This window comes from Cellulosimicrobium sp. BMG9.22 (assembly GCF_059159975.1).
Map to the genome: position 1 here is coordinate 148,124 of NZ_JBZGBY010000001.1, position 24,483 is coordinate 172,606.

General features: G+C 74.2%; 16 protein-coding genes. 7 read left to right on the plus strand and 9 right to left on the minus strand.

Annotated features, from left to right (window positions below):
* The first annotated feature begins 225 nt into the window (after positions 1-225).
* The gene (locus tag AC4H2H_RS00675; protein WP_494368886.1) at positions 226-789 is read left to right on the plus strand and encodes a GNAT family N-acetyltransferase; all 564 of its coding nucleotides are present in this window, start codon (positions 226-228) and stop codon (positions 787-789) included.
* An 81-nt stretch (positions 790-870) separates the two neighbouring features.
* Here the strand turns inward: AC4H2H_RS00675 and AC4H2H_RS00680 are convergent, their stop codons facing one another.
* The 3 genes from AC4H2H_RS00680 to AC4H2H_RS00690 all read right to left on the minus strand — a co-directional run bounded on the left by AC4H2H_RS00680 (position 871) and on the right by AC4H2H_RS00690 (position 4,134).
* The gene (locus AC4H2H_RS00680; RefSeq protein WP_494368887.1) at positions 871-3,150 is read right to left on the minus strand and encodes a carbohydrate-binding protein; all 2,280 of its coding nucleotides are present in this window, start codon (positions 3,148-3,150) and stop codon (positions 871-873) included.
* 259 nt (positions 3,151-3,409) lie between these two features.
* Complete coding sequence (locus tag AC4H2H_RS00685) at positions 3,410-3,838, minus strand: type II toxin-antitoxin system VapC family toxin (protein ID WP_494368888.1); 429 nt, start codon at positions 3,836-3,838, stop codon at positions 3,410-3,412.
* Entirely contained in the window at positions 3,835-4,134 is a 300-nt protein-coding gene (locus tag AC4H2H_RS00690) for a FitA-like ribbon-helix-helix domain-containing protein (RefSeq protein WP_494368889.1), read from the minus strand. The genes AC4H2H_RS00685 and AC4H2H_RS00690 overlap by 4 nt, the downstream gene beginning before the upstream one ends.
* Before the next feature lie 322 nt (positions 4,135-4,456).
* On the opposite strand from AC4H2H_RS00690, the gene hrpA reads away from it, so the two are divergent.
* Positions 4,457-9,373, plus strand: a complete 4,917-nt coding sequence (hrpA, locus tag AC4H2H_RS00695) for an ATP-dependent RNA helicase HrpA (protein WP_494369113.1) — start codon at positions 4,457-4,459, stop codon at positions 9,371-9,373.
* A 45-nt stretch (positions 9,374-9,418) separates the two neighbouring features.
* Here the strand turns inward: hrpA and AC4H2H_RS00700 are convergent, their stop codons facing one another.
* Positions 9,419-10,153 (minus strand): hypothetical protein, encoded by a 735-nt coding sequence (locus tag AC4H2H_RS00700; RefSeq protein ID WP_494368890.1) that lies wholly within the window; start codon positions 10,151-10,153, stop codon positions 9,419-9,421.
* Positions 10,154-10,306: 153 nt separating this feature from the next.
* Here AC4H2H_RS00700 and AC4H2H_RS00705 point away from each other — a divergent pair, with 153 nt between their 5' ends.
* On the plus strand, positions 10,307-11,515 hold the full coding sequence (locus AC4H2H_RS00705) for a beta-ketoacyl-[acyl-carrier-protein] synthase family protein (RefSeq protein ID WP_494368891.1): 1,209 nt from the start codon (positions 10,307-10,309) through the stop codon (positions 11,513-11,515).
* Between the two features lie 101 nt (positions 11,516-11,616).
* On the plus strand, positions 11,617-11,826 hold the full coding sequence (locus AC4H2H_RS00710; protein WP_494368892.1) for a PspC domain-containing protein: 210 nt from the start codon (positions 11,617-11,619) through the stop codon (positions 11,824-11,826).
* A 219-nt stretch (positions 11,827-12,045) separates the two neighbouring features.
* On the opposite strand, the gene AC4H2H_RS00715 is transcribed toward AC4H2H_RS00710, so the two are convergent.
* Entirely contained in the window at positions 12,046-15,060 is a 3,015-nt protein-coding gene (locus tag AC4H2H_RS00715) for an esterase-like activity of phytase family protein (protein WP_494368893.1), read from the minus strand.
* A gap of 402 nt (positions 15,061-15,462) precedes the next feature.
* On the opposite strand from AC4H2H_RS00715, the gene AC4H2H_RS00720 reads away from it, so the two are divergent.
* The 3 genes from AC4H2H_RS00720 to AC4H2H_RS00730 all read left to right on the plus strand — a co-directional run bounded on the left by AC4H2H_RS00720 (position 15,463) and on the right by AC4H2H_RS00730 (position 18,830).
* The gene (locus AC4H2H_RS00720; RefSeq protein WP_494368894.1) at positions 15,463-17,643 is read left to right on the plus strand and encodes a hypothetical protein; all 2,181 of its coding nucleotides are present in this window, start codon (positions 15,463-15,465) and stop codon (positions 17,641-17,643) included.
* A 211-nt stretch (positions 17,644-17,854) separates the two neighbouring features.
* Positions 17,855-18,352 (plus strand): helix-turn-helix domain-containing protein, encoded by a 498-nt coding sequence (locus AC4H2H_RS00725; protein ID WP_494368895.1) that lies wholly within the window; start codon positions 17,855-17,857, stop codon positions 18,350-18,352.
* Positions 18,353-18,506: 154 nt separating this feature from the next.
* Entirely contained in the window at positions 18,507-18,830 is a 324-nt protein-coding gene (locus tag AC4H2H_RS00730) for a VapC50 family PIN domain-containing toxin (protein ID WP_494368896.1), read from the plus strand.
* Positions 18,831-18,882: 52 nt separating this feature from the next.
* Here AC4H2H_RS00730 and AC4H2H_RS00735 read toward each other — a convergent pair whose 3' ends face one another.
* The 4 genes from AC4H2H_RS00735 to AC4H2H_RS00750 are packed head-to-tail and all read right to left on the minus strand — an operon-like array spanning position 18,883 to position 24,365.
* A complete protein-coding gene (locus AC4H2H_RS00735; RefSeq protein ID WP_494368897.1) occupies positions 18,883-19,731 on the minus strand; it encodes an energy-coupling factor transporter transmembrane component T family protein in 849 nt (282 codons plus the stop codon).
* A complete protein-coding gene (locus AC4H2H_RS00740) occupies positions 19,728-21,509 on the minus strand; it encodes an ABC transporter ATP-binding protein (RefSeq protein ID WP_494368898.1) in 1,782 nt (593 codons plus the stop codon). The genes AC4H2H_RS00735 and AC4H2H_RS00740 overlap by 4 nt, the downstream gene beginning before the upstream one ends.
* Positions 21,509-22,489: a DUF8171 family membrane protein gene (locus AC4H2H_RS00745; RefSeq protein ID WP_494368899.1), complete on the minus strand. Its 981-nt coding sequence runs from the start codon at positions 22,487-22,489 to the stop codon at positions 21,509-21,511. Before AC4H2H_RS00745 ends, AC4H2H_RS00740 begins: the two co-directional genes overlap by 1 nt.
* Positions 22,490-22,547: 58 nt before the next feature.
* Positions 22,548-24,365: an HAD family hydrolase gene (locus AC4H2H_RS00750; protein ID WP_494368900.1), complete on the minus strand. Its 1,818-nt coding sequence runs from the start codon at positions 24,363-24,365 to the stop codon at positions 22,548-22,550.
* Positions 24,366-24,483: the final 118 nt, after the last annotated feature.

Consider the following 24,483-nt stretch of genomic DNA (forward strand, 5'->3'; position numbering starts at 1 on the left):
GGAGTTTCTCTCCTCGCACCCCACGGTCGGCACCGTCGAGCCGCTGCCCGACGGCCGGCGGCGCCTGTGTCCCGCCGAACACGACGTTGACGTCGTTCTGGGCTTCTTCCCGACACTGATGTCGTGCTCGACCGCGAGCAAGGTCGTTCTCGGCGCCCTGGTCAGCGCGGGCAGTGCCCGACGGCGACGCTCGCCCGTGTGGGCGGGCGCGCCTAGCGTGGCGGGATGGACGTGGAGGTGCGCCCCGCCGTCGGGCGGTTCGACGACTTCGCCACCGTGGTCGGGCCGAGGACGCCCGGTGTGCACGGCTGCTGGTGCATGTCGTACCGGGACTCGCGCGTCTCGAACGACGACCGGCCCGCCTTCATGGCCGACCTGTGCCGCGCCGATCCCGGGCCAGGCGTGCTCGCGTACGTCGACGGCGAGGTCGCGGGCTGGTGTTCGGTCGCGCCGCGCAGCACGTACCGGCGGCTCATGAATGCCCGGACCATCCCGTTCGTCGACGACCTCGACGCGTGGAGCGCGGTGTGCTTCGTCGTGCGGGCCGGGTACCGGCGCCGCGGGTTGATGCACGACCTGCTTGCGGGCGCCGTCGAGCACGCCGCCGCGCACGGCGCGCCCGCCGTGGAGGGCTACCCCGTGGACGCGGGCGGCGAGCGCGTCGATGTCATCTCGGGCTACGTCGGGACGGTCGCGCTGTTCGAGAAGGCCGGCTTCGTCCGAGCCGCCCCCACGACCGGCGTCAGCGGCGGCGTGCCGCGCGTCGTCATGCGGCGAACTCTGGGCTGACGCACACCGCCGGGCCTCGGGTTACCCACCGATCGTCGACCGCATCGGTGGGCAACCCGGGTTCGGCAGCGGAGGCGAGTGCTACGACACCGCGCGCCACGGGCCGTGCGCGTCGCCCGGCTCCTGGTTGCGGGTCCACCACTGCGCGATGTACGTGACGCCGTCGTGCACGGCCTCGTCGCCCGCCTCGAAGATGCGGCTCGGCGTCCAGGCCGCGGCGCCGTCGGCGGTGGTCGCGATCTCCTGCCACGGGCCGTACGCCGACGCGCCCGGGACCTGGCCCCGCGTCCACCACGACGCCTCGAACGTGCGGCCGTCGTGGGTGACCTGCTCGCCGGACGTGTAGACGGTCGCGGCGTCCCACACGGGTGCGTCCGGCTCCTCGGCGCGGGCCGTCAGCCACTCCTGGGGTCCGGTGGGGTGGTCGACCACGCGCGTCTCGCCGATGCAGCCGTTCCACCCGTTGGTGGCGCGGTCGTCGGCCCAGTCCGTGCCGAACAGCCACGGCATGTCGCTGTTGAGGCTGTGGCCGCCGGTGCCGTTCGCGTTGCGCAGCACCGGGGCGCCGTCGACGTACATCGTGGTGGTCCCCTCGTCAGAGTCGTTGACGACCGCCACGTGCACCCAGCGGCCCAGGATGATCTCGCCGGACCACGCGGTGCGGTCGCCCTTCGTGGTGTCGACCGGAACCTCGGTCCACTGGAGCTCCTTGAGGTTCGACAGGCCGAGCGCAACCGGTGAGGCGGTGAAGTCCCAGCGCGACCACGGCATGCCCTCGAGCTGCGAGCGGTTGCCGGACCGGACGATCGCCTTCATCCAGGCGTTGGCGTCCTCGGTGAACGACTCGTCGATCTTGAGGAACGTCTCGATGGTGTAGCCGTCCTCGAGCTGCGCGTCGTTGACCTCCGCGCCCGGCTCCGTGCGCAGGTAGCTCAGGCGGTTCGTCGTCTTGTCGGCGTTGGCGAAGCACACCGCGGCGCCGTCGGACGACAGCGTCGCCGCGTCGTCGGTCACGACGACGTCGCCCGGCTGGGCCGTCGTCGAGCCGCTCTCCTCGGCGGCGGCGCGTGTGAGGTCGGCGTCGCCTGCGACGTCGGGCAGGACGGTCTCCGGACCGACCTCGCCCTCTTCGCCGTTGAACCGCCAGTGCGCGAGCGTGCCGTCGACGTGGGGGTAGTCCTCGGTCGACGTGGGCGGTGCGGTCGTGACCGGGTCCGGGCCCTCGAAGCCGTCGAGCAGGAGGTCGCGTGCTCGCTGCGACAGCGACGGCAGCGTGCCGTCGCCGGCCGAGAAGTCGGGCGCGAAGCCCGCGAACCGGTCCTCGAAGTCGATGTCGATCGCGAACTGCTGGTGCTCGCCCTCGAGGAACGGCTGGTCGTACGGCGTCAGCAGCGACGGGTCCTTCGCCACGACCCACGGCGAGGCGGTCTGCACTTGGATGCGGTCGTGGTCCAGGTCGAACTCGAGCAGCCCGAGGTAGCCGTTCCCGCCGTCGTACGACATCTGGTAGTCCATGAGGACCTGCGTGACCGGGTTGCCGGCCGCGTTAAGCCGCGTCTGGCGCGTCGCGCCGTGGAAGTGACCGTTGAGGGTCAGGAAGATCTGGTCGTTCACGCTGATGAGCTCGTCCCACAGCTGCTCGCCGTAGGCGGTGTCCTGCGGGGAGACGCCGTCGTTCGCGACGTCGATCAATGAGTGCGTCGTGAGGATCACCGGCAGCTCGGGGTGCGTCGCGATCACGTCGTTCGCCCACGCGATCGTCTGCTCCGACGCGCGCCACGTCAGCGCGAGGACGAGGTACTGCTGACCCTCGGCCTCGAACACGTGGAACTGGCTGAGGCCGGTCGGGTCGCTGCCGCCGTACGTCGTCATGCCCTGCGCGCGCGACGGCCCGAACCAGTCGAGGAACGGCTCCGCGTCGAGGTCGTACTCCGTGTCCGGGCGCGAGTCCGTCGAGTCGAGCACGTCGTGGTTGCCCGGCAGGATCGAGTACGGGAGCCCCGCGGTCTCCAGGGTGCGCATCGCGTCGTCCGCGACCTGCCACTGGCCCGCCACCCCCACCTGGTCGACGACGTCGCCCAGGTGCGTGACGAACGGGATGTTCAGCTCGTCCTGGTGCTCCGCGAGCCACGCGGTCTGCACGTGGAACGGGTCGTCGCCGTAGCGCGGCAGGAACTGGCTCTGGACGTACCGGGAGTAGAACTGCGTGTCCGGCAGCACGGCCAGGGTGAAGCGCGACCCGAGCTCGTCAGCCGGGTCCGGTGCCGCGGGTGTCGCGGTCGCCGCGGCCGCCGTCGGGACGACGGAGACGGCCAGCACGGTCGCGGCGGCCAGGCCGCCGAGGGCGGCCAGGGCGCCCACGGCGCGGGTCGACGCACGGCCCCCGGGTGAGCCGCCCCGGCGTGCAGGTCTGGTGTTCGGCAAGGTCACGGAAGTCCCATCGCGTCAGCACGGTGCCCGCCGACCTGACGGGCCGCGCCCATCCTGAGCGCCCGACCTGACCGGCGGGCGAACTCCTCCTGACGCCGGCGGGAACTCCCGGCGTCGGACTACCGCCCGGGAAGCTGTCAGCGTCGGGGTTTGCGGGTTCCGGGCCCTTCTTCAGGGAACGGACGGGACGTCATGGCCTCGACGAGTCCCACGGGTCGACGATGTCCACGCCGGACCCAGCGAAGTCGCGGACGTTCCGCGTCGCGAGCGTCGCGTCGTGCACGCGACAGATCCCGGCGATCTGGGCGTCGGCGATGCTCATGGGCCGCCCCGACCGCTCCCGGAGCGCGAGGAGCGTGCCCGCGACGAACGCGGCGTCGGCGTCGTACGCGAGCACCCGGTCGGCAAAGGTCACGGTGATGTGCTCGTCGACGAGCGCCGCCAGGCGGTCGCGGCGTCGCCCCTCGGGCAGCCGAGCCACGCCGTGGACGAGCTCTCCCACGGTGACGGCGGCGATGCACAACGTCTCCGGCGCCTGGTCGTCGAGCCAGCGGAGCACACGTTCCTCGGGCGCCGGCCGGATCACCTCGGACACGAGGTTTGTGTCGAGGACGATCACGCGTCCGCGCCCTGACGATCCGAGCCCGGCTCGTCCGAGAAGTCGACAGCACGACCATGTTCCGAGCGCTCGGCCAGATCGAGCTCCACCGTGAGCCCGGCGTCGGCGAACGAGCGATGGATGAACGTCCCGAGCCCGCGCTCCATCCCCTGCGGGGATGTCACCGCGGACGTGAGGATCTCGCGAACCTCCGCCTCCATCGACCGCCCGTGCTGCGCGGCCCGTGCTCGCAGCAGCTCGCGCACGTCGTCGTCGAGCCCTCGGATCGTCAGCGTCGCCACCTCGACCACCTCCATCAGCAATGCTAGCACTCTGCTAGCACCACCGGTCCCGCAGCAGAGGCTGGCCCGTCGGGATTGAAGTTGCGGCGTCTTGAGAGAATGGACCGTCGTGAGTACCGATCCCCAGCCTGACGTGCGCCCTCCCGAGCGGGAAGGCGCCGTCGAGGGCACCCCGCGCGCAGCCCGGGCACGCCGTGGCAACCGCCGCGGGAACCGTCGGGGACGCGCCCAGGGCGACGGTGCGCCGTCGGCCACGAGCACGACGGCCGACACCTCGGGGACGACGAGCGGGGCAGGGCGCGGGCGAGGCACCCGGGCGCCGTCGGGCGTGCGGCAGGTGAGCCGCGCACAGCTCGAGCGGGCCGCGCAGGCGCGCGAGGCCGTCACGGTGCCGCCGATCACGTACCCCGAGCAGCTCCCGGTCAGCGCCCGACGCGCGGACATCGCCGCTGCGATCCGTGACCACCAGGTCGTCATCGTCGCGGGCGAGACGGGCTCCGGGAAGACGACGCAGCTCCCGAAGATCCTGCTCGACCTCGGGCGGGGCCGGGCCGGGCAGATCGGGCACACGCAGCCGAGGCGCATCGCCGCCCGCACGGTCGCGGAGCGCATCGCGGAGGAGCTCGGCACGGAGCTCGGCGGCGTCGTCGGGTACCAGGTGCGGTTCACGGACACGTCGAGCGCGGACACGCTGGTCAAGGTCATGACCGACGGCATCCTGCTCGCGCAGATCCAGCGCGACCCGCAGCTGCTCGCGTACGACACGATCGTCGTCGACGAGGCGCACGAGCGGTCGCTCAACATCGACTTCCTGCTCGGCTACCTCGCGCGCCTCCTGCCGCGCCGGCCCGACCTCAAGCTCATCATCACCTCGGCGACGATCGACTCCGAGCGGTTCGCGCAGCACTTCTCCCCCGCGCACCTCGCGTCGCTCGGAGGCGCCCCGGTTTACGTCGTCGACGCGCTGCCCGACGCCGCGCCCGTCGTCGAGGTGTCGGGCCGCACCTACCCCGTGGAGATCCGGTACCGGCCGCTGTCGCCGGACGTCGACCCCGGGTCGGGCAAGGCGAAGGGCCGCGCGAGCACCGAGGAGAAGGACCTCGTCACCGGGATCGTCGACGCGTGCGACGAGCTCCTGCGCGAGGGCGCCGGCGACATCCTCGTGTTCCTGTCCGGCGAGCGCGAGATCCACGACGCCGCCGACGCGCTCACCGGGCACCTCAAGGACCGCGTGACCGACCCCAAGCACCCGCGCCGGGTCGAGATCCTGCCGCTGTACGCGCGGCTGTCGTCGGCCGAGCAGCACCGCGTCTTCCAGGCGCACACGGCGCGTCGGATCGTCCTCGCGACGAACGTCGCCGAGACGTCGCTCACCGTGCCGGGCATCCACTACGTCGTCGACCCGGGCACCGCGCGCATCTCGCGCTACTCCAAGGCGACGAAGGTTCAGCGCCTCCCCATCGAGCCCGTCTCGCAGGCGAGCGCCAACCAGCGCTCCGGCCGCTCGGGCCGCGTCGCCGACGGCATCGCGATCCGCCTCTACTCCGAGGACGACTTCGTCTCCCGGCCCGAGTTCACCGAGCCCGAGATCCTGCGCACGTCGCTCGCGTCCGTGCTGCTGCAGATGATCTCCGTCGGCGTCGTCGACTCGCCCGACGCCGTCGCGCGCTTCCCGTTCGTCGAGCCCCCGGACACGCGCGCCGTCCGCGACGGCGTCCAGCTCCTCACCGAGCTCGGCGCCCTCGAGACGCTCTCCGCTCGCGAGTTGTCAGCACCCCAGGGCACCCGGGATCGCCCTGGCGCTGACAACTCCACGGGTCCGTCCGGCCGTTCAGAGTTGTCAGCACCGCACGGACCTCACGGTGCGTCAGGTGCTGACAGCTCGGCGCGAAGCTCGATCACGCGCCTCACCGAGGTCGGCCGCGTCCTCGCGCAGCTCTCCATGGACCCGCGCCTCGCGCGCATGGTCTGGGAGGGCTCGAAGCTCGGCGTCGCGCGCGAGATCGCGATCATCGCCGCCGTCCTGTCGATCCAGGACCCGCGCGAACGCCCCGCCGAGGTTCGCGCCCAGGCCGACCAGGCCCACGCCCGCTTCACCGACCCGCACTCCGACTTCCTCACGTACCTCAACATCTGGGAGTACGTCCGCGAGCAGCAGCACGAGCTCTCCAGCAGCGCGTTCCGCCGCCTGTGCAACGCCGAGTACCTCAACTTCCTGCGCATCCGCGAGTGGCAGGACGTCGTCGCCCAGCTTCGCGAGATGTCCAAGCCCCTCGGCATCGACATGTCCTACCGCCCTCGCGCCGCCCGTCCTGGGTCGGGAACGGCGGGCGAGGGGGCATCGGTGCACGACGGCGCAGGGTCGCCCACGGCGACCGGCTCGCCAGGGCGACGCGACGGACGAGCGGGCGGTGCGGCGTCGGATGCGAAGGGCGTCGAGGCCGCGCGCGCGAACACGCGGCCGAACGACCGAGGTGACGGCGCGGCCAGCCCGAGCACCGGCGGCGCACCGCCCGCGGACGCAACCACGGGCGACCCGACCACGGCCGCCTACAAGCGCGCCTGGGACGGCGACACGATCCACAAGGCGCTGTTGTCCGGGCTGCTGTCGCAGATCGGGATGCAGGACACGGGCGACGTCAAGGCGTCGTCGGTGGCGCACCTCAAGGGCGAGGTGCGCGCGAAGGCGCTGAAGCGCGCGCAGAAGCAGGCGCGCAACGAGTACACCGGTGCGCGCGGCGCGCGGTTCGCGATCTTCCCCGGGTCGCCGCTCAGCAAGAAGCCACCGGCGTGGATCATGGCGGGCGAGCTCGTCGAGACGTCGCGGCTGTGGGCGCGCGACGTCGCACGGATCCAGCCCGAGTGGGCGGAGGACCTCGCGGGCGACCTCGCGCGGCGCACCTACTCCGAACCGCACTGGTCGAGCAAGCGCGGCGCGGCGATCGCGACGGAGAAGGTGCTGCTCTACGGGGTGCCGATCGTCGCGGACCGCAAGGTGCTGTACGCGAAGGTCGACCCCGAGGCCGCGCGCGAGCTGTTCGTGCGGCACGCGCTCGTGCAGGGCGAGTGGACGACGCACCACCGGTTCTTCCACGAGAACCGTCGGCTCCTCGAGGAGGCCGAGGAGCTCGAGGCGCGGTCGCGTCAGCGCGGCCTCGTCATCGACGACGACGCGCTGTTCGCCTTCTACGACGAGCGCGTGCCCGACGACGTCGTGTCCGCCGCGCACTTCGACCGCTGGTGGAAGGCCGCGCGCCGCGACGACCCGGACCTGCTCACGTTCACGCTCGAACAGCTCGTGCCCGACGCCGAGCAGATCGACACCTCGCAGTTCCCCGAGACCTGGCCCCAGGGCGAGCTCACCCTCCCGCTCACCTACCAGTTCCAGCCCGGGACCGAGGCCGACGGCGTCACCGTGCACGTCCCGATCTCCGTCCTCAACCGCGTCGTCCCCGACGGGTTCGACTGGATGGTCCCCGGCCTCCTCGACGAGCTCGCGACCGCGACGATCCGCTCGCTGCCCAAGCCGGTCCGGGTCCAGCTCGTGCCCGCGCCGGACGTCGCGCGCGACGTCGTCGGCTGGCTGCGCGAGCACACGCCCGCGTGGGCGGACATGGCCCGCGCCGGCGACATGGCCGAGCGGTTCCACGTCGCGTTCACGCGCGCCGTCCGCGCCCTGCGGGACGTCGTCATCCCCGACGACGCATGGGGCCCCGAGCAGGAGGCGCGCCTCCCCGCGCACCTGCGCATGACGTTCCGCGTCGTCGACCCCCGCCGCCAGGGCGAGGTCGTCCTCGACGAGTCCAAGGACCTCCTCTCCCTCCAGCGCCGCCTCGCCGCCCAGAACCAGGCGGCGGTGCGCGCCGCCGTGAAGGGTGCGGTCGGGGCGGCTCTGCGTGAAGCGGGCGCTCGCGCTGGGGCTGGGACGGCGGGGGAGGGGGCGTCGGCGCTCGGGCTACCATCCGCATCGCTCGTTCCTCGCGATGCTCCCGCCAGGCCCACCACGCCCTTCGCCACCGACGCCCCCTCCCCCGCCTCCGCGTCCGGCTCACCGACACGCCGCGGCCAGGGCACGGCGTCCGACGGCGCAGGGGCGAGCCACGTGTCTGGCTCGCCGTCCGGCGTCGGCACCGGGCACGACGGCGCAGGCTCGCCCACGGCGACCGGCTCGCCGGGGCGAGGCGCCGGACGAGCGGGCGGTGCGGCGTCGGATGCGAAGGGCGTCAAGGCCGCGCGCGCGAACGGACGGCCGAACGACCAGGGTGACGGCGCGGCCAGCCCGAGCACCGACGGCGCAGCGCCCGCGGACCCGACCCCGGCCGCCTTGGTGACCGAGCAGACCGACCTGACGACGTGGCCCGACGACGCGCTGCCGACGGCGGTGTCGACGGACCTCGGGGGCGGGGTGGTCGTGCGGGGGTACCCGGCGGTCGTCGAGGAGCAGGACGCCAAGGGGAAGCCGAGCGTTGCGTTGCGGGTGCTGGCCGACGCGAACGCGCAGGCGCGGGAGCACGCTCGCGGCGTCCGGCGCCTGCTGCTGGGCGAGACTGCGCTGCAGACGGGCCGGATCACGAGCCGGTGGAGCTCGATGCAGTCGCTGACGCTCGCGGCGAGCCCGTACCGGAACACCGAGGCGCTGGTCGCCGACCTGCAGCTCGCAGCGGTGATCGCGCTGACGAGTGGCGGCAGCGGACCGTACGGGGCGCAGCCGGACGCCGTCGCGATCCGGGACGCGGACGCCTACGGCACGGCCCGCGCGTTCGTCCGGGCGCACCTGGAGGACCAGGTGAACCAGGTCGTCGGGCACGTCGTGGCGGCGCTCACGGCGTCGCGGAACCTCGACGCGGAGATCCGCGCGTCGAACAGCCTCGCGCTGCTCAACACGCTCACGGACCTACGAGACCAGGCCGCCGGCCTGATCCACGACGGGTTCGTCTCGCAGACGCCACCGCGGCGCCTTCCGCACCTCACGCGGTACCTGCGGGCGGCGTCGTACCGGCTGGAGAAGGCGCAGACGAACCCGAACCGCGACGCCGAGCTCGCGTGGCGCGTGCACGACGTCGAGGAGGCGTACCAGCGGGCACGGGCCGCCTCCGCGCAGGGACCGTCGGACCCGGCCCGGGCCGCCGATCTCGCAGAGGTCCGGTGGCTGGTCGAGGAGCTGCGCGTGTCACTGTTCGCGCAGCAGCTCGGCACCGACGGCCCGGTGAGCGAGAAGCGCATCCGCAAGCTCCTCGTGCCGGGCGGCTGGTGACCGGTCCGTTCCGACGGAACGGCAGCGACGCTCGCCGCGCGTCCGTCACGGCATCGCGAGCTCGCGCGCCGGGTGCACGGAGGCGTCGAGCACAGCGCGCTCGCCGAGGGGCTCGTCCAGCTCGACGGCGAACGGCGTGGGCGGGTTGCTCGGGCAGTTCGCGTCGCCCGTGCGCGGCTCGACGGCGATCGTCACCTCCACCGCCTCGGTAGCCGTCGCGAGCCCGACGAGCCGGACCCGGCCCTCGGCGTCCTGCCCGCTGTTGCAGGCCGTCTCGGTGACGAGCAGGTGCAGCTCGTCCGCCTCGGGGGTCGGCGGGTGCTCAGGGTCGAGCGTGACGGTCGCGGCACCGAGACCGCCCAGGTCGGCGCGCAGCGCGCACGTGGACGCGGCACTCAGGTGCCAGGTAGGCGAAGGGTCCAGGTTCGGTGCGTCGACCCACTCGATCGCCAGCAGCTCGTGGGTGCGGACGTCCCCCGCGCCGAGGTCGTCCGGCTCGGCGAGCTCGCGCAGGAGCACGACACGTTCCGCCGACTCCTCGACCACGGTCCAGTCGGCCGGGTCGATCTCCGGCACCTCGACGCCGTCGAGCGCGGCCTGCCCGTCCTCGCCGAGCCGGTCCGCCGTCGTGCCGGCCGTGAGCGCCTCGTGTGGGACCACGCTGTCCCAGCACCGGTACCCACCGGCAGGCTCGGCGATGCCCGTGGCCGTCGGCGGCGCGCACGCGGCCGTGCCTGCCAGCACGACCGCGGCGATGAACAGCACGGTACGACGTCGCACGGCGCCTCCTCTCCCCGTTCGTCTGTGTGCCGGGGCGACCGGATCTTGCCCTTGCGCCCGCAGCACAGGACAAACCGGGCCGGATGGCATGAGATGGGACCATCGAACTCATCCGTCGTCTCCCGAGGCGACGATCGGCGAGCGGGGGGAAGCATGGGACGCGCCGTCGTGACGGGGTACGGGGCCGTGACGCCCGTCGGGCTCACCGCGCCCGGCACGTGGGACGCGCTGCTGCACGGGGAGTCCGGGGTGCGGGCGATCAAGGACGACTGGGCGGCCGAGCTCCCCGTGCGCATCGCCGCGCGGGTGGACGACGCGTTCACCGAGTCGCTCACCGTGCGGGAGGTGCGACGCACCGACCGGGCCGAGCAGCTCACGCTCGTCGCGGGCCGCGAGGCGTGGGCGTCGGCGGGTTCGCCCGACGTCGACCCGACGCGTCTCGCGGTCGTCGTCGGTTCCGCGAACGGCGGGATCGCGACGACGCTCGACCAGTCACGCGTCCTCGACGAGCACGGCCCCCGGCGCGTGTCCCCGCACACCGTCACCATGCTCATGGCCAACGGGCCCGCGGCGTGGCTGTCCATCGACCTGGGCGCGAAGGCCGGTGCCCGCGCCCCGATCAGCGCGTGTGCGGCGGGTTCCGAGGCGATCACCATGGGCCGGGAGATGATCCTCGCCGGCTCGGCCGACGTCGTCGTGTGCGGCGGGGTGGAGGCGGGCGTCCGGCCCTTCTCCCTCGCGGCGTTCGCCGCGGCGCGCGCCATGTCGACGCGCAACGACGAGCCGGAGCGCGCGTCGCGGCCCTTCGACGTCCACCGCGACGGCTTCGTCATGGGCGAGGGGGCCGTGCTCCTGGTCCTGGAGAGCGAGGAGCACGCGCGTGCTCGGGGCGCGACCGTGCACGGTGCCGTCGCGGGCGCCGCCCTGACCTCTGACGCCTTCGACATCGTCGGCGGGGACCCCGAGAACCAGGCTCGGACGATCGCCCTGGCCCTGCGGTCCGCGGGACTCTCCCCCGGCGACCTCGGCCTCGTCCACGCCCACGCGACGTCGACGCTCGTCGGGGACGTCAACGAGTCCGACGCCTTGCACGCGGCCCTCGGCGACCCGCCCGCGGTGACGAGCACGAAGGGCGCTACCGGCCACCTGCTCGGCGCGTCCGGCGCCCTGGGGGCCCTCGTCGCGCTCCTCGCACTGCGCGAGGGCCGCATCCCGCCGACGCTCAACCTCGACGCCCAGGACCCCGCGATCGACCTCGACGTCGTGAGCGGGGCCGCCCGCGACACCCAGGCGCGGCACGCCCTGGTCAACGCGTTCGGGTTCGGCGGCCACAGCACGAGCCTCGTCGTCTCGCGCGACTGACCACCTCGCCGAGCACCCCGACGCACGGGTGTCGGCAGTCAGGGTCGGAATCGGGGGACATCCCGATTCCGCTGCGACGGACGCGCTCCTACCGTCGAGGTATGAGCACATCCGCCGCAGCATCCTCGTCCACGCTGTCCCGGCCGCGCCAGGGCCGGATGATCGCCGGTGTCTGCGCCGGGGTCGCCCGGCGCTTCGGCTGGGACCCGACCGTCGTGCGCGTCGTCGCCGCGGTCTCGATCCTGCTCCCCGGACCGCAGCTCATCGCCTACCTGATCCTGTGGGCCCTCATGCCCAACGACCGCGACTGACGGGCCCGGCCGGGCCGGACGACGCACGTGTTGCCTGCTGTCGCCCGCCGGAGGTGAGACGCGTACGAGCCCTGGTGGGGCGCCGTCGGATGCGAAGGGCGTCAAGGCCGCGCGCGGCCACCGACGGCCGAAAGACCGTGGTGACGGCGCGGCCAGCCCGAGCACCGACGGCGCCGCACCAGGGCGACCGTCACACCACCCGACCGGGCAGGCCGCCGACTACCCGGGGAGCCCGCGCATGCGGCGCCGGGCGACGACGATCGTCACGCCACCGGCGACGAGCAGGCCGGCGAGGCCCACGAGCACGCCGACCTGCGCGCCCGTCGCGGCGAGGTCGTCGGGGCCGGTGCCGTCGCCGTCCGCGCCTGTCCCGTCGGCTGCGACGACCTCGAGCTCCGTCCACAGGACGCGGCCGTCGACCTGGCCGACGATCGCGAACCGGTGCTCGCCGACCGCGACGTCGGCCGGCACCGTCACGGTCGCGGTGAGCGTGCCCGAGGCGTCCGCCCGGAACATGCCCAGCTCGACCGGCGTGGAGAACAGCGTCGCGGTGACCCACTCGCCGGGCGCGAAGCCCTCGGCGGTCGCCGTGACCTTCTCGCCCGGTCGCACGGTCGCCGGGGAGAGCGTCACGCCGCCGTGGTTGGCGTCGGTGAGGTCGTCGGCGTCGACCGTGTGCAGCGGGGCCGACGGCGGCTCCTCGCCCGCGCCGGGCGCCTCGCCGCCGGGCTCGCCCGGGGTCTCGCCGAGGTGGTCGGCGAACACGTCCGACGCCGCGCCGAGGCTCAGCAGCACCGTCTCGCCCGTCGCGTCCTCGACACCGTCGTTGTCGGTGACCGCCCAGAGTGTGCCGTCGCCGGCGACCGTCAGCCCTTCGAGCTTCTCCTGCGTCCAGCCGTTCGCGGCCTGCAGGTCGGGCAGGACGTCGTGCGCGAGCGTCTTGGTGACCTCGACCGGCGTGGTGCTCGCCGCGCCCACCGCCGTGTCCGGGACGTCGACGGCGTAGACGCGCTTCACCGTGGCGGCCGGGCCGTTGAGCTTGTCGCGCTCGATCACCGCGAGGGTGTCGTGGTCGACGACGGTCACCTCGCTGAGCCCCATCCAGTCGCCGTCCGTGGTGGTCGGCTCGAGCGGGTACGCGAACCAGTCCCAGGTCGCGCTCGCGACGTCGTAGCGACCGAGGCGCGCGGTGCCCGCCGTGCCGCCGTCGTCGGTCGTGAGGCCGCGCTGGAGCGCGACCCAGACCTGCTCGGGGGAGTCGGTCGACGAGTCGACCGCGACGCCCTCGACGCCCTGCTTGCCGAGGCCCGCCGCGACGTCGTCGGGCAGGGCCACGGACTCGACGACCGCACCCGAGGTGTCGGTGCGCACGATCGCGTTCTCCGCACCCGCCGCGCCCTCGACGCCGAGCCAGAACCCGCCGTCGGGACGTGCCGCGACGCCCTCGACGTCGAGCCCGACGGGGGCGCCGTCGCGCGTCAGGTTCACGGACCGGTCGATCACGGCAGGGTCGCCGTCGCCGTAGCCGCCCACGTCCACCGACAGGAGCTGCGTCGTGTCGTAGGCGGCGTCGGTCGCCGTCCACAGGCGCTGGGGATCGCTCGGGTCGGCGCTCAGCGCGCCGAGCGCGCCCCAGCCGATCGGCGCACCGGCCTGCGAGCCGTCGGTCGCGTCCGCGGAGACGACGCTCGGGAACCGCGGCGAGCCTGCGCCGTCGGCCCACTGCGCGCCCCGGCCGAAGACGGTGACGGCGGACCGCACGCCGGCCTCGGCGTCGTCCTCCTCGCTCGACACCACGAGCAGGTCGCGCTCGGGGACGACGAGCAGTCCCTCCGGGCCGTTGGTCGTCGCGAGGACATCGACGAACCGCGGCGCGCTCGCGTCGGTCACGTCGTAGACCGCGACGAAGTTCGACCGCTCGGAGCCGACGAACGCGTACCGTACGCCGTCGAGCGTCGCGACGGTCAAGCCCTCGGGCTCGACGCCCTTCTTGGCCGCGCGGTCCTCGGTGTGCAGGCCGACGCGCACCGCGAGGCGCTCGAGCTCCGCCCCCGCGTCCCACACGACCTCGCCCGAGGTCGCGTCGAAGACCGACCAGCCGCGCGAGCCGCCCTTCCAGTCGCCCTCGTTCGCGGTCGCGACGTGGTCGTCGTCGAGCCAGCCGATCGCGTCCGGCTCGCGCGGGACGGCGGGGATCGACCCGGTCTGGTCGATGACGCCGTCCTTCTCGACGTCGATCCCGGAGACCGCGACCGCGCCGGCGGAGAAGACGTTCTCGACCTCGCCCGAGGAGATGTCGACGACGGCGATCCCGTTGTTCTCCTGGAGCGTCACCGCGACCTTCGTGCCGGCCGGGTTGACCGCGACGTACTCGACCTCGGGGTCCTGCGGGGTGTCGAGACCGGCGGCCGCGACGACGGGCAGCGGGGCGCCGGCCTCGTCGAGGAACGACACTCCACGCGTCGACCACGCGGCGGGGTCGTCGCCCGGCAGGTCGAGGACCTGGAGGAAGCCGCCCGGGAGCTGCGGGAGGTCGCCCTCCTCCGCACCCTCGGGGGTCGCCTCCTCGTCGCGCTGGTTCTCGATCGCGACGACCGCGTGCGACCCGTCCGGCGTCACGGCGATCGAGTCCGGCTGGCCGCCGAGGTCGAGCGAGCGCACGCGCTCGCGCGTCGCGAGGTCGACGACGTCGAGGCGCCCGCTCGGCGCCGTGAAGCTCGCCGACGTGTCCACGACGACGAGGACGTACCCGCCGACGACCGCGACCGACGTCGGCTCGTCGTGCTCCGAGCCGAGCTCGGCGAGGCTCAGCGTGCCCAGGCCCTTCGGCGCGCTCGGGTCGGAGAGGTCGAGGAACCCGATGCGCCGCGCGGCCGCATCGGTGTGGACGACGGTCTTGCCGTCCTCGCTCACCGCGGAGATCTCGGCGACCGTCTCGGCCGCGGCGTCCTCGCCGGCCGGGCGGTTCTGGAACACGGGGTACGTCGCGAGGCGGTGGAACGTCTCGCCCGGCGCGGGCTGGGCCCAGGCGGCGCCGGAGGCGAGGGCGAGGGCCGCCGTCGTGCCGGACGGCGAGGGGCCACCGGGGTGCGCGGGGGCTGCGGCGAGCGCGGGCAGCGCACCGAGCGTAAGCGTGAGCGTCGCGCCGGTGGCGACGAGCGCGGCGAGGCGCGACCGGCGGGCGGTAGTCCGCCCGGCGGTGCGCTCGGGAGTGCGCTCAGGGGTCGATGACATGTCTCTCCTTCGACGAGGGTCGAGCAGAGAGTGGTGGCACCCGGTGGCGCGACGGCGACGCGGTCCCGGCCGGTAGGTGGCCACGGGATGAACAGTGGGCGGCGGTGGGCGCACCTCGCCGGAGGGGTTCGTGTGCCCGAGCGACAGGTTCGGTGGCGGAGTATCTGATACTTCGCCGCCGTGACCGAATCGTGACGGCGCAACTACCTAGTACTCGCTGTTCGTGCAGCCTCCGCGGTTGCTAGCGTCTTTCGAGATCTACCTGATACTCCGCGTCCCGCCAACGAGGGCGGCCGCGGCGCCGGCTCCACGCCGGTCCTCCCCCGAGCTCGCCGGAATCCCGCACGCTCCCCCTCTGCCGACCGCCCGGCGACGACGCCGGGCGTGAGGAAGGACCACCCGATGACGCAGCACGCCTCTCCCCGACCGTCGCGCACCCCCGCCGTCCTCACGTCCGTCGCGCTCGCCGTGCTGGCCCTCGCGGTCGCCGGGCTCGTCGCCTTCCTGCTCGTGTACAACGGCAGGGTCGCCGACGGCGCGACCCGCCTCGACGACGGCGCCGCCGAGCTCCAGGCCGGCGCGGCGACGCTCGCCGACGGGACCGCCACGGCGCAGGACGGCGCCCAGCGTCTCGCGGACGGCGCGGTCGACCTCGAGGACGGCGCGGGCGACCTCGTCGCCGGGGCGCAGAAGGTGTCCGACGGCGCGGCCCAGCTCGCGACCGGCGGCACCACCGCGCTCGACGGCGCCACTGAGCTCGCCGCCGGAGCCGACGAGCTCAACGCCGGGGCGGCGCGTCTGTCGGCGGGCACGGGCGATGCCGCGACCGGCGCCTCGCTGATCGCCGACGGCGCCGACGAGCTCAGCACGGGGGCCGCCGAGCTCTCCGCCGGGACGACCCGCGCTGCCGACGGCTCCGCGCTGCTCTCCGCGGGTGCCGCCGAGCTCAGCGCCGGCGCGGGCCGTGCCGCGGACGGCGCCGGCCAGATCGCCACGGGAGCCGGGACCCTGGGCGACGGTGCCGCCCGCGCCGCCGACGGCGCCCACCTGATCGCCGGTGGGAACGCCGCGCTCGCCCGAGGGACGCTCGACGTCGGCGAGGGCGCCGGCGTGGTCGCCGCCGCGTCGAGCGCGCTCGCGGACGGCGCCGGGACCGTCTCGTTCGGTGCGCGGAGCGTCGCCGCGGGTGCCGGGACGCTCGCCGCCGGTGCGGCGGACGTCGCGACCGGGTCCGCCACCGTCGCGCACGGGGCGACCGGCCTGAAGGACGGCACGGCGGCGGTCGGGGACGGGGCGTCGGATGTCGCTGCCGGAGCGACGACGCTCCACACCGGCGCCGGTTCGCTCGCCACCGGCCTGGCCACCGCTCGCGACGGGTCGGCACACCTGCTCGCGGGCTCGCGCTCCGTCGCGGACGGCACCGCGTCGGTCCATGGCGGTGCCGCCGACCTCGCCCAGCAGCTGGCGGGACTCGCCGCCTCGGTCGAGGACCCGACGCTCCGGACCCAGCTCGACGCCCTCGCCGGAGCAGCGGGATCGCTGCGTGACGGCGCGGACGGCGTGCGTGCCGGCGCCCAGCAGGTCGAGGCCGGCGCGGAGGCGCTCCATGCCGGGCTCGACGGCGACGACGGTGTCGCCGCGGGTGCGGCCCGACTCCACGCCGGGCTCGGCGGCCTGAGCGAGGGGGCGGCGCGGGTCGCCGCCGGCGCAGAGGCGGCGCGCGTCGGCGCGGAGTCGCTGGCCGGCGGCGCGGCGAGGGTCCACGCGGGCGCGGCCGCGGTGTCCGGCGGTGCCGACGAGGTCGCCGCAGGCGCTGCGGCGCTCGCCGGCGGCGCGCAGGCCGTGGCGGACGGCAGCGTCTCCCTGAGCGCCGGCACGGCGACGCTCGCAGCGGGGACGGAGCAGCTGGTCGTCGGCAGCTCGACCCTCGCCGCGAGGTCGGGCGAGCTGGCCGTCGGCGTGCGGGACGTGCACGAGGGCAGCACCCGCCTCGCGACGAAGACCGCCGAGCTCGCCGTCGGGGTGCATGACGTGAGCGACGGCAGCGTGCGCCTCGCGAGCAAGACCGCCGAGCTCGCCGACGGCACGGCGCTCCTCGCGCCCGGCGCCCAGCGGGTGAGCGACGGCACCGCCACGCTCGCCACCAAGACCGCGGAGCTCGCGGACGGCACCGCGCGCCTTCAGACCGGGGCGGGCGACCTGTTCGCCGGGACGACGCGCCTGGAGGACGGGACGCTGCGCCTGCAGGGCGGGCTCACGACGCTCTCCACGGGCGCGACGACGCTCGCCGCCGGGAACGCGGCGCTCGCCGACGGCTCGACGACGCTCCACGAGGGCACGACGACCCTCGCGAACGGCGCGGCCGACCTGCGCGACGGCAGCACCCGCATCGCCGAGGGTGCCGCCACGCTCTCCGACGGCACCGGGACCCTCTCCGACGGCACCACGGAGCTCAGGGACAGCGTCGAGAACAGCCCCGTCGGACGGGTGTCGCTCGGCCTGTCCGCCCTCGTCGGCGGGGCCACGCTCGCGGGTGTCGCGGGCGTCGGGCTCGGGCTGCGCCGTCGGCTCGCGGCGGCCTGACTGGCCGACGCGCACTCCCGGGCGGCCCCTCCTCGCCGCCCGGCCCGCTGCTCGGGAGCGGCTTCACGTCGACGGTGCCGCTCCCGCGGGCGGCGGTCCCGGAGGACAGGACTCCGGGGCCGTCGTCCTATCCTCGTGCGCCGCCGCGAACCCGATGGGCCGATCGCGCCACCCTTTGCGAATATTGCGTTATAGGTAGGAGGATGGTGCCATGACGCTCGCAGTCCGACGCCAGCTCCCGGTCATGCCGCCTCAAGACCACGATTCCATCGATGGCCTCTCGGTGCTCCTGCATGACACCCGGCACCCGGCAGCACTCATCGGCCCCAACGGCGAGCGCGTCGCTCTCCCAGCCGAGATCCACGGACTTCTCGTCGAGGTCGTCGACGCGATGCAGGCCGGCAAGGCGATCACGGTCGCGCCGGTCGACCAGCGCCTGACGACGCAACAGGCGGCGGACCTTCTGGGCATCAGCCGGCCGACGCTCATCAAGCTCCTCGACGAGGGTGCACTCGAGTACGAGACTCCGGCAGGGGGTAGGCATCGCCGCCTGCGACTCGAGGACGTGCTCGACTACCAGCACGAGCGCCGCGTGCGCCGCCGGTCGATGCTCGACGACATCACTCGCGCGGCGGCCGGGGACGATCTCTACGCGACAAGCGCCGGGGACTACCGCGACGCTCTGCGGGACGTGCGGCACTCCGACTGATGGCGGGATTCCGGGTTCTCCTCGATGCCTGCGTACTCGTACCCGTCTCCCTCGCCGACACGCTCCTGCGGGTGGCCGAGCGAGGCCGGTTTCACCCGATGTGGAGCACCGAGATCCTCGGCGAGGTGCGTCGCGCACTGGTCAGGGGCCACTCGTGGACGGCATCAGCCTTCCCGACCCCGACGACCGGCATGTCGTTGCCGCCGCGCTTCGCGGACGTGCAGAGCTGATCGTGACGGCCAACGTGTCCGCCTTTCCGGCGGAGACGCGTCGCGCGCTGGGTCTGCACGTCACAACTCCCGACGAGTTCCTGCTCGACCAGCTCGACCTCGCGCCCGAGCTGGTCGTTGCCGTTCTCTACGAACAGGCGGAAGCGACGCGCAACTCGTCATTGACGTTCGAGGACGTCCTGGATTCACTCGAAACCGCCGGCGTTCCCCGATTCTCCACCTGTATCACGGCACGGAGCGGATCCTGATCTTCCCGAGCTGCGCCGATCGTCCTGCGATAGCCGCTCGATCCGCTCGTCGTCACAGCAGGACGAGCACCGCCGTGACGACGACGACGGTGAGGCCGATCAGCACCGCGTCGCCCGCCGTGTACCGCAGGTGGGCCAGGCGCAGGCGGCGACCGGCGCCGTCGCGAGCCGCCGACGTGAAGCCGCGCGTCTCGAGCGCCTCGACCGTGGTGCGGGTCCGCTTGGCCGTGTTGAGCACGAGCGGGTAGAACGCCTGGACGGCGATGCGCGCGCCGCGCAGGACCGTGCGCCACCCGAGGAACCCGTGCCCGCGCGGCGGCGCACCGCGCATCCGGTGCCCGTCGACGATCGTCTGGAACTCGGCCACCAGCACGGGGACCATGCGGTACCCGTAGCTCACCGCGAACCCGAGGATCGCGGGCAGCCGCAGCGCGAGCAGGGCGTCGGAGATCTTCTCCGGGTCCAGCGACACGAACGCCGCCATGCTCACGAGCGAGACCGTGCTCAGCTTGAGGAACGCCTGGGCGAGGCCCACGAGGGCGCCGAGGTCGCCGTCGAGCACGAACGCGAGGACGAGCACGTACACGAGCTCGCCGACGGTCCCCAGCACGAACAGGCCCAGGAGCAGCGGCCCGATCCGCGCGGCGAGCGCGCAGCCGAGCGCCAGCACGAAGAACGCCCCGAGGACCCGCAGGTCGTAGGTGAACCACGGCACGACGGCGCACACCGCGTACCAGAGCACGACGGCGCGCGGGTCGCGCCGGGCGAGGAAGCCGCCGCGCGTCGCGTAGGCGACGCGCATGAGCTCCATGACGACCCACTCGACCGAGGCGCGGTCGAGACCGCTCCGGCGTCGGCCCTCGCGCACGGTGGCCGAGTCGGCAGTCAGGGCGGCGGTCATGCGGGTACCTCCGCGGGGGCGAGGCGGGCGACCAGCTCGTCCACCGTCAGCGGGACCGGGTGCACGCCCAGGGCGGCGCCTACCTGCGCGACCTGCGGCGGCACGAGGCGCGCGGCGTCGAGGGCGTCGGGCGACGAGAAGAGGGTCGCGGGGTCGGTGTCGGCGAGCACGCGTCCGTCGTGCAGCACGACGACGCGGTCGGCCCACTCGGCGACGAGGTGCATGTCGTGCGTCGCGACGACCGTGCAGCGGATGTGGTCGGCCAAGGCCGCGAGCATCGCGATGACGTCGTCGCGCGAGCGCACGTCGAGGCTCGACGTCGGCTCGTCGAGGAGCAGCAGCCGGGGCCGCATGGCGAGCGCGACGGCGAGCACCGCGCGCCGCTGCTGGCCCCCGGAGAGCAGCCGGCCGTCCCGGTCCGCGACGGCGGTGAGCCGCACCTGCTCGAGCACGCGGTCGACGAGCTCGTCGGCGTCCGGGACGCCCCGGCCGCGTGGGTGCATCGCGACGTCGCCGCGGACGGAGTCCTGCAGGAACATCTCCTCCGGGCGCTGCACGAGGTAGCAGACGGCGTCGGACAGCTCGGCGGCGGTCGTCGTGCGCGTGTCGCGGCCGTCGACGACGACCGTCCCGGCGCGCGGGAGCGCGAGCCCCGAGAGCAGGCTCAGCAGGGTCGACTTGCCGGCGCCGTTCGAGCCGACGAGCGCGACCCGCTCGCCGTCGTGCAGCGTGAGGTCGAGGTCGTCGAGCACGGTCGTCCGCGGCCCGGAGACCGTGCGGTAGCCGTGCGTGACGCCCCGCAGCGACGCGACCGCCTCCCCGCCGAGCACGGGCTGGGCGACCGGATCCTCGCGAGAACGCTCGCCGACGACGACGGCGGCGGCCGGGGCGACGCCCGCGAGCGCAGCTGCGCACGCCTCGACCGTGAGGGGCGGCGCCCCGCCGGCACGGACCACCGGGTCCAGCGCGCTCGCGAGCGCCACGACCTGCGGGGCCGGGATGTCGGCGGCCGCGAGGTCGTCGGTCCTGGCCAAGGCCTCGGCGACGGGCAGGTGCCAGCGGGCGACGCCGTCGGCCATGAGCACGACCGACCGCGCGTGCCGGGCGACGAGCTCGGCGTGGTGCTCGATGACGACGACCGTCACGCCCCGCTCGTTGAGCAGCGCCAGGTGCTCGTAGATCGCGGCGGCGCGGCGGGGGTCGACCTCGGCCGCAGGCTCGTCGACGACGAGCAGGCGCGGCGCGAGCGCCATCGCGCCGGCGAGCGCCACGAGGTGCTGCTGCCCGCCGGACAGCTGCCACGTGTAGCGGCCGGCGATCGGGCCGAGCCCGAGCACGTCGAGCGCGGCGTCGGCGCGCGCGGCCCAGTCCTCGCGGCCGAGGTTGAGCGGGGCGAACGCGACGTCGTCGCGCACGGTGGGGCGGACGATCTGGTTGCCGAAGTCCTGGAAGACGTAGCCGACGTCGTCGGCGAGGTCCGCCACGGACAGCGTCGCCGTGTCCCGGCCGAAGACGCGCACGGAGCCGCCGAGGTCGCCGTTCCAGAAGTGCGGCACGAGCCCGTTGAACGCCTTGCAGAGCGTCGTCTTGCCCGAGCCGTTGCCGCCGACCACGGCCACGAAGTCGCCCGCCTCGATCCGCAGGTCGACGCCGCGCAGCGAGTCGTCCGAGGCGCCCGGGTAGCGGAACGTCAGCCCGGTGACCTCGACGGCCGCCTCGCTCGCGCCGTCGGCCTCGTGCTCGACGGCGGCCCCTTGGCCCGTGGTCGGCGCGCCCATCAGCGGTCCGAGCCCGAGGCGTGGTCGTCCGCGCGCGTGGCGGCCGCACGGTCGCGGCGCCGGGCGACGAGGGCCGCGATCGCGACGACCACCGCGAGGCCGACGACGAGCCCCACGACGGCGGCGACCCACCCGACGTTGTCGCCGTAGGTGTCGACGAGCCCGGCGTCGAACGAGCCCATCGTCGTGACGGCGTCCTCGCGGCCCGCGTGGTCCTCCCACTGGCTGAGCACGCCCACCGCGGCGGCGAGCGCGACGCCGAGGGCGGCGACCAGCCAGAAGCTCACGCCCCACGGACCGGCGAGACGCGGCGGGTTCTGCGGGTCGCGGGGCCGCAGGCCCATGAGCGGCTCGATCTTGCCGTAGAGGCGCGGGGCCAGCCACATCGCGGCGAGCCCGCCGAAGAGCACGCCCGTGATCAGCAGCGCACCGAGCAGCTCGAGGCCCTCCGCGAGGACCACGGCGCCGAGCGTGCCGCCGGACTCGTCGAGCGCATCGGGGTCGACGCCGACGACCACCTTGACGACGTCGATGAGCGCGGAGCTCACCTTGTCGATCGACACGAGCGCGATCGCGGCCCAGAAGAGCTGACGGCGGTTGCGCGGGTCGCGCACGAGGCAGCCCGCGACGTACGTGCCGACGAAGATCTGCAGGAAGCCCTCGAGCTCCCCGAAGCCACCGAAGCTGCCGAGCAGCATGTCGGCGATCAGCGCCTCGCCGATCGCGACGCCGAGCGCGACCCACACCGGGGTGAGCAGCGCGGCGAGCACCACGGGGATGAACGCGAAGTAGGCGATCTCGACCTCGAAGGAGCCGACCTCGAACGAGGGCAGCATGTCCGCGACGAGGTCGGCGACGCCGTACAGCGTCATGGACAGCACGAGGATCATGAGCTTCTGGGAGCCGGAGATCCCGTCGGGGTCGTGCACGAGACGGCGGAGCGTCGGGCGGGGAGCGGTGGTGGTCGGCGAGCCGGTCATGAGGGCCTTCCTCGGGTCGGTGGTGCTCGTCGGGCGGGTGTGTGGAGCGGGTCGTGAATCAGGGCAGGACGAGCGCGAGGACCTCATGGATGCCGTCGACGACGTGGTCCGGCGCGGGAGAGCCGACGACGTCGGGGGCGCCGAGCCCGTCGAGCGCGTCGAGCGCGTCGTCGGGGGTGGAGCCGCCACGGACGAGCACGACCGTGCCGACGCCGGCTCCGCGCGCGGCCGGCACGTCGCGGCCCGGCTTGTCTCCGACGAACCACGCCCGGGCGGGGTCGGCGTCGAGGGCCACGAGCGCCGTCCGGGCGGTCGTCGGGTCGGGCTTGCGCACGCCCAGCTCGTCCGAGTAGACGTGCGCACCGAGGAGCTCGTCGAGGCCTTCCTCCACGAGCTCCTCGCGCACCGCGCGCCCGCACACCGTGTTGGACACGACCGCCACCGGCACGCCCGCGTCACGGGCGCGCTCGAGCAGCTCGCGGACGCCCGGGCGCACGGTCGGCACGGACTTGCTCCGCGCGTACCGGACCATGAGCTCGTGGCACTCGGCGCGCAGCCAGTCGCGCAGCCCGGCCTGACGGACGCCGTCGGGCTCGTCGGTGGGCTCGCCGGCGGGTGCGGCGCCGGCCCGCACGGCGACGACGCCGTCGAGGCACGGCCCGACGAGGTCGACCCAGAACGTCGCGGCGTCGATCTCCGGCACCGTCGACCCGACCGAGCGCCCGGCGGTCTCGTGCGCGTGCTTCCAGGCCCGGTGCCGGGCGCGAGCCTCGGTCAGGGCCTGCGCGGCGTCGTCGGTCGACACGGCGTACCCGGCCCGGGTCAGCCGCAGCGCGAGGTGCTCGGCGAAGCGCCGTCGGACCGCCTCGTCGGGCGTCGAGACCGCGATGACGCCGCCATGATCGAGCAGGATCGCGGAAGGAAGCCCCTCCTCACGTGCCGAACCCGGGGCTACCGGCCCTTCAACGGCCCGATCCGCCGATAACCCCGGATTCGGCGGCGGGAGCGGGGCGTGCCCTGGCACCGCGACACCCGACGCGAGGCGCGCGTCGCGGAGCAGCGGGACCAGGCCTGCGGGCGTGTCGAGCACGACGTCGGCCGTCTCGCGGACGGGGAACGGCGGGTTGTCCGTGTGCGTGTGTCGCGTGACGACGACGGCGGCCACCCCGGCGCGACGACCGGCGACGACGTCGCGGTCCTGGGTGTCGCCGACGTACCAGCACCGTGCCGCCGTCGTCCCGAGCGCACGCGCGGCGAGCTCGACGATCCCGGGGTGCGGCTTGCGGATCCCGACCTCGTCGGAGTACACCTGCACGGCGAACCGGTCCTCGAGGCCGTGCTGCGCCAGCAGGGCCCGGTGCGCTCTGCCGGAGTGCGCGTTGGACACGATGCCGACGGGGACGCCGAGGTCTTCCGCGAGGTCGAGCAGCTCGACCACGCCGGGCCGCACCTCGTGGTCCGCGAGCGTGGCGGTGAGCCGCTGCTGCAGCGTGCCCGCGCTCCCGGCGAGGATCTCGCGCGCCGGCTCGGGCAGCGGGCTCCCGTAGAACTCGCGCCAGATGGTGCGGTGGTCGAGCTCCGTGGGCTCGAGACGCCGGGACTGGGCGTGCTTCCAGTGCTTGAGCGCGACGTTGCCTCCCTCCAGGACGGGCAGCAGCTCCTCCGCGGTGAGGTGCTGCCCACCGCGGGCCAGGACGTCCGCCACGTGCGCCGCCATCGTGGCCATGCCGTCGGGCCGCTTGCGGGTCGCGAAGACGACGCCGCCGAAGTCGAGGAGGAGCGCGGTCGGCCGCGTGGTCAGCCCCGGTGCGGGCGCCGCGGCCACCCGGGACTCGGCCTGGGAGCCGGGTGCAGTCGAGGTGGAGGTGAGTGTCACGTCGGTGACGCTAGGGAAGGCTCCCCAACCGCCGTCGTCCGGGTGGTGGCGCCCGGGTGAACGCCGCACGAAGTTTCTGGAACGTTCCAGACGCCGCGAGCTCGCGGCCGGTCGGTGT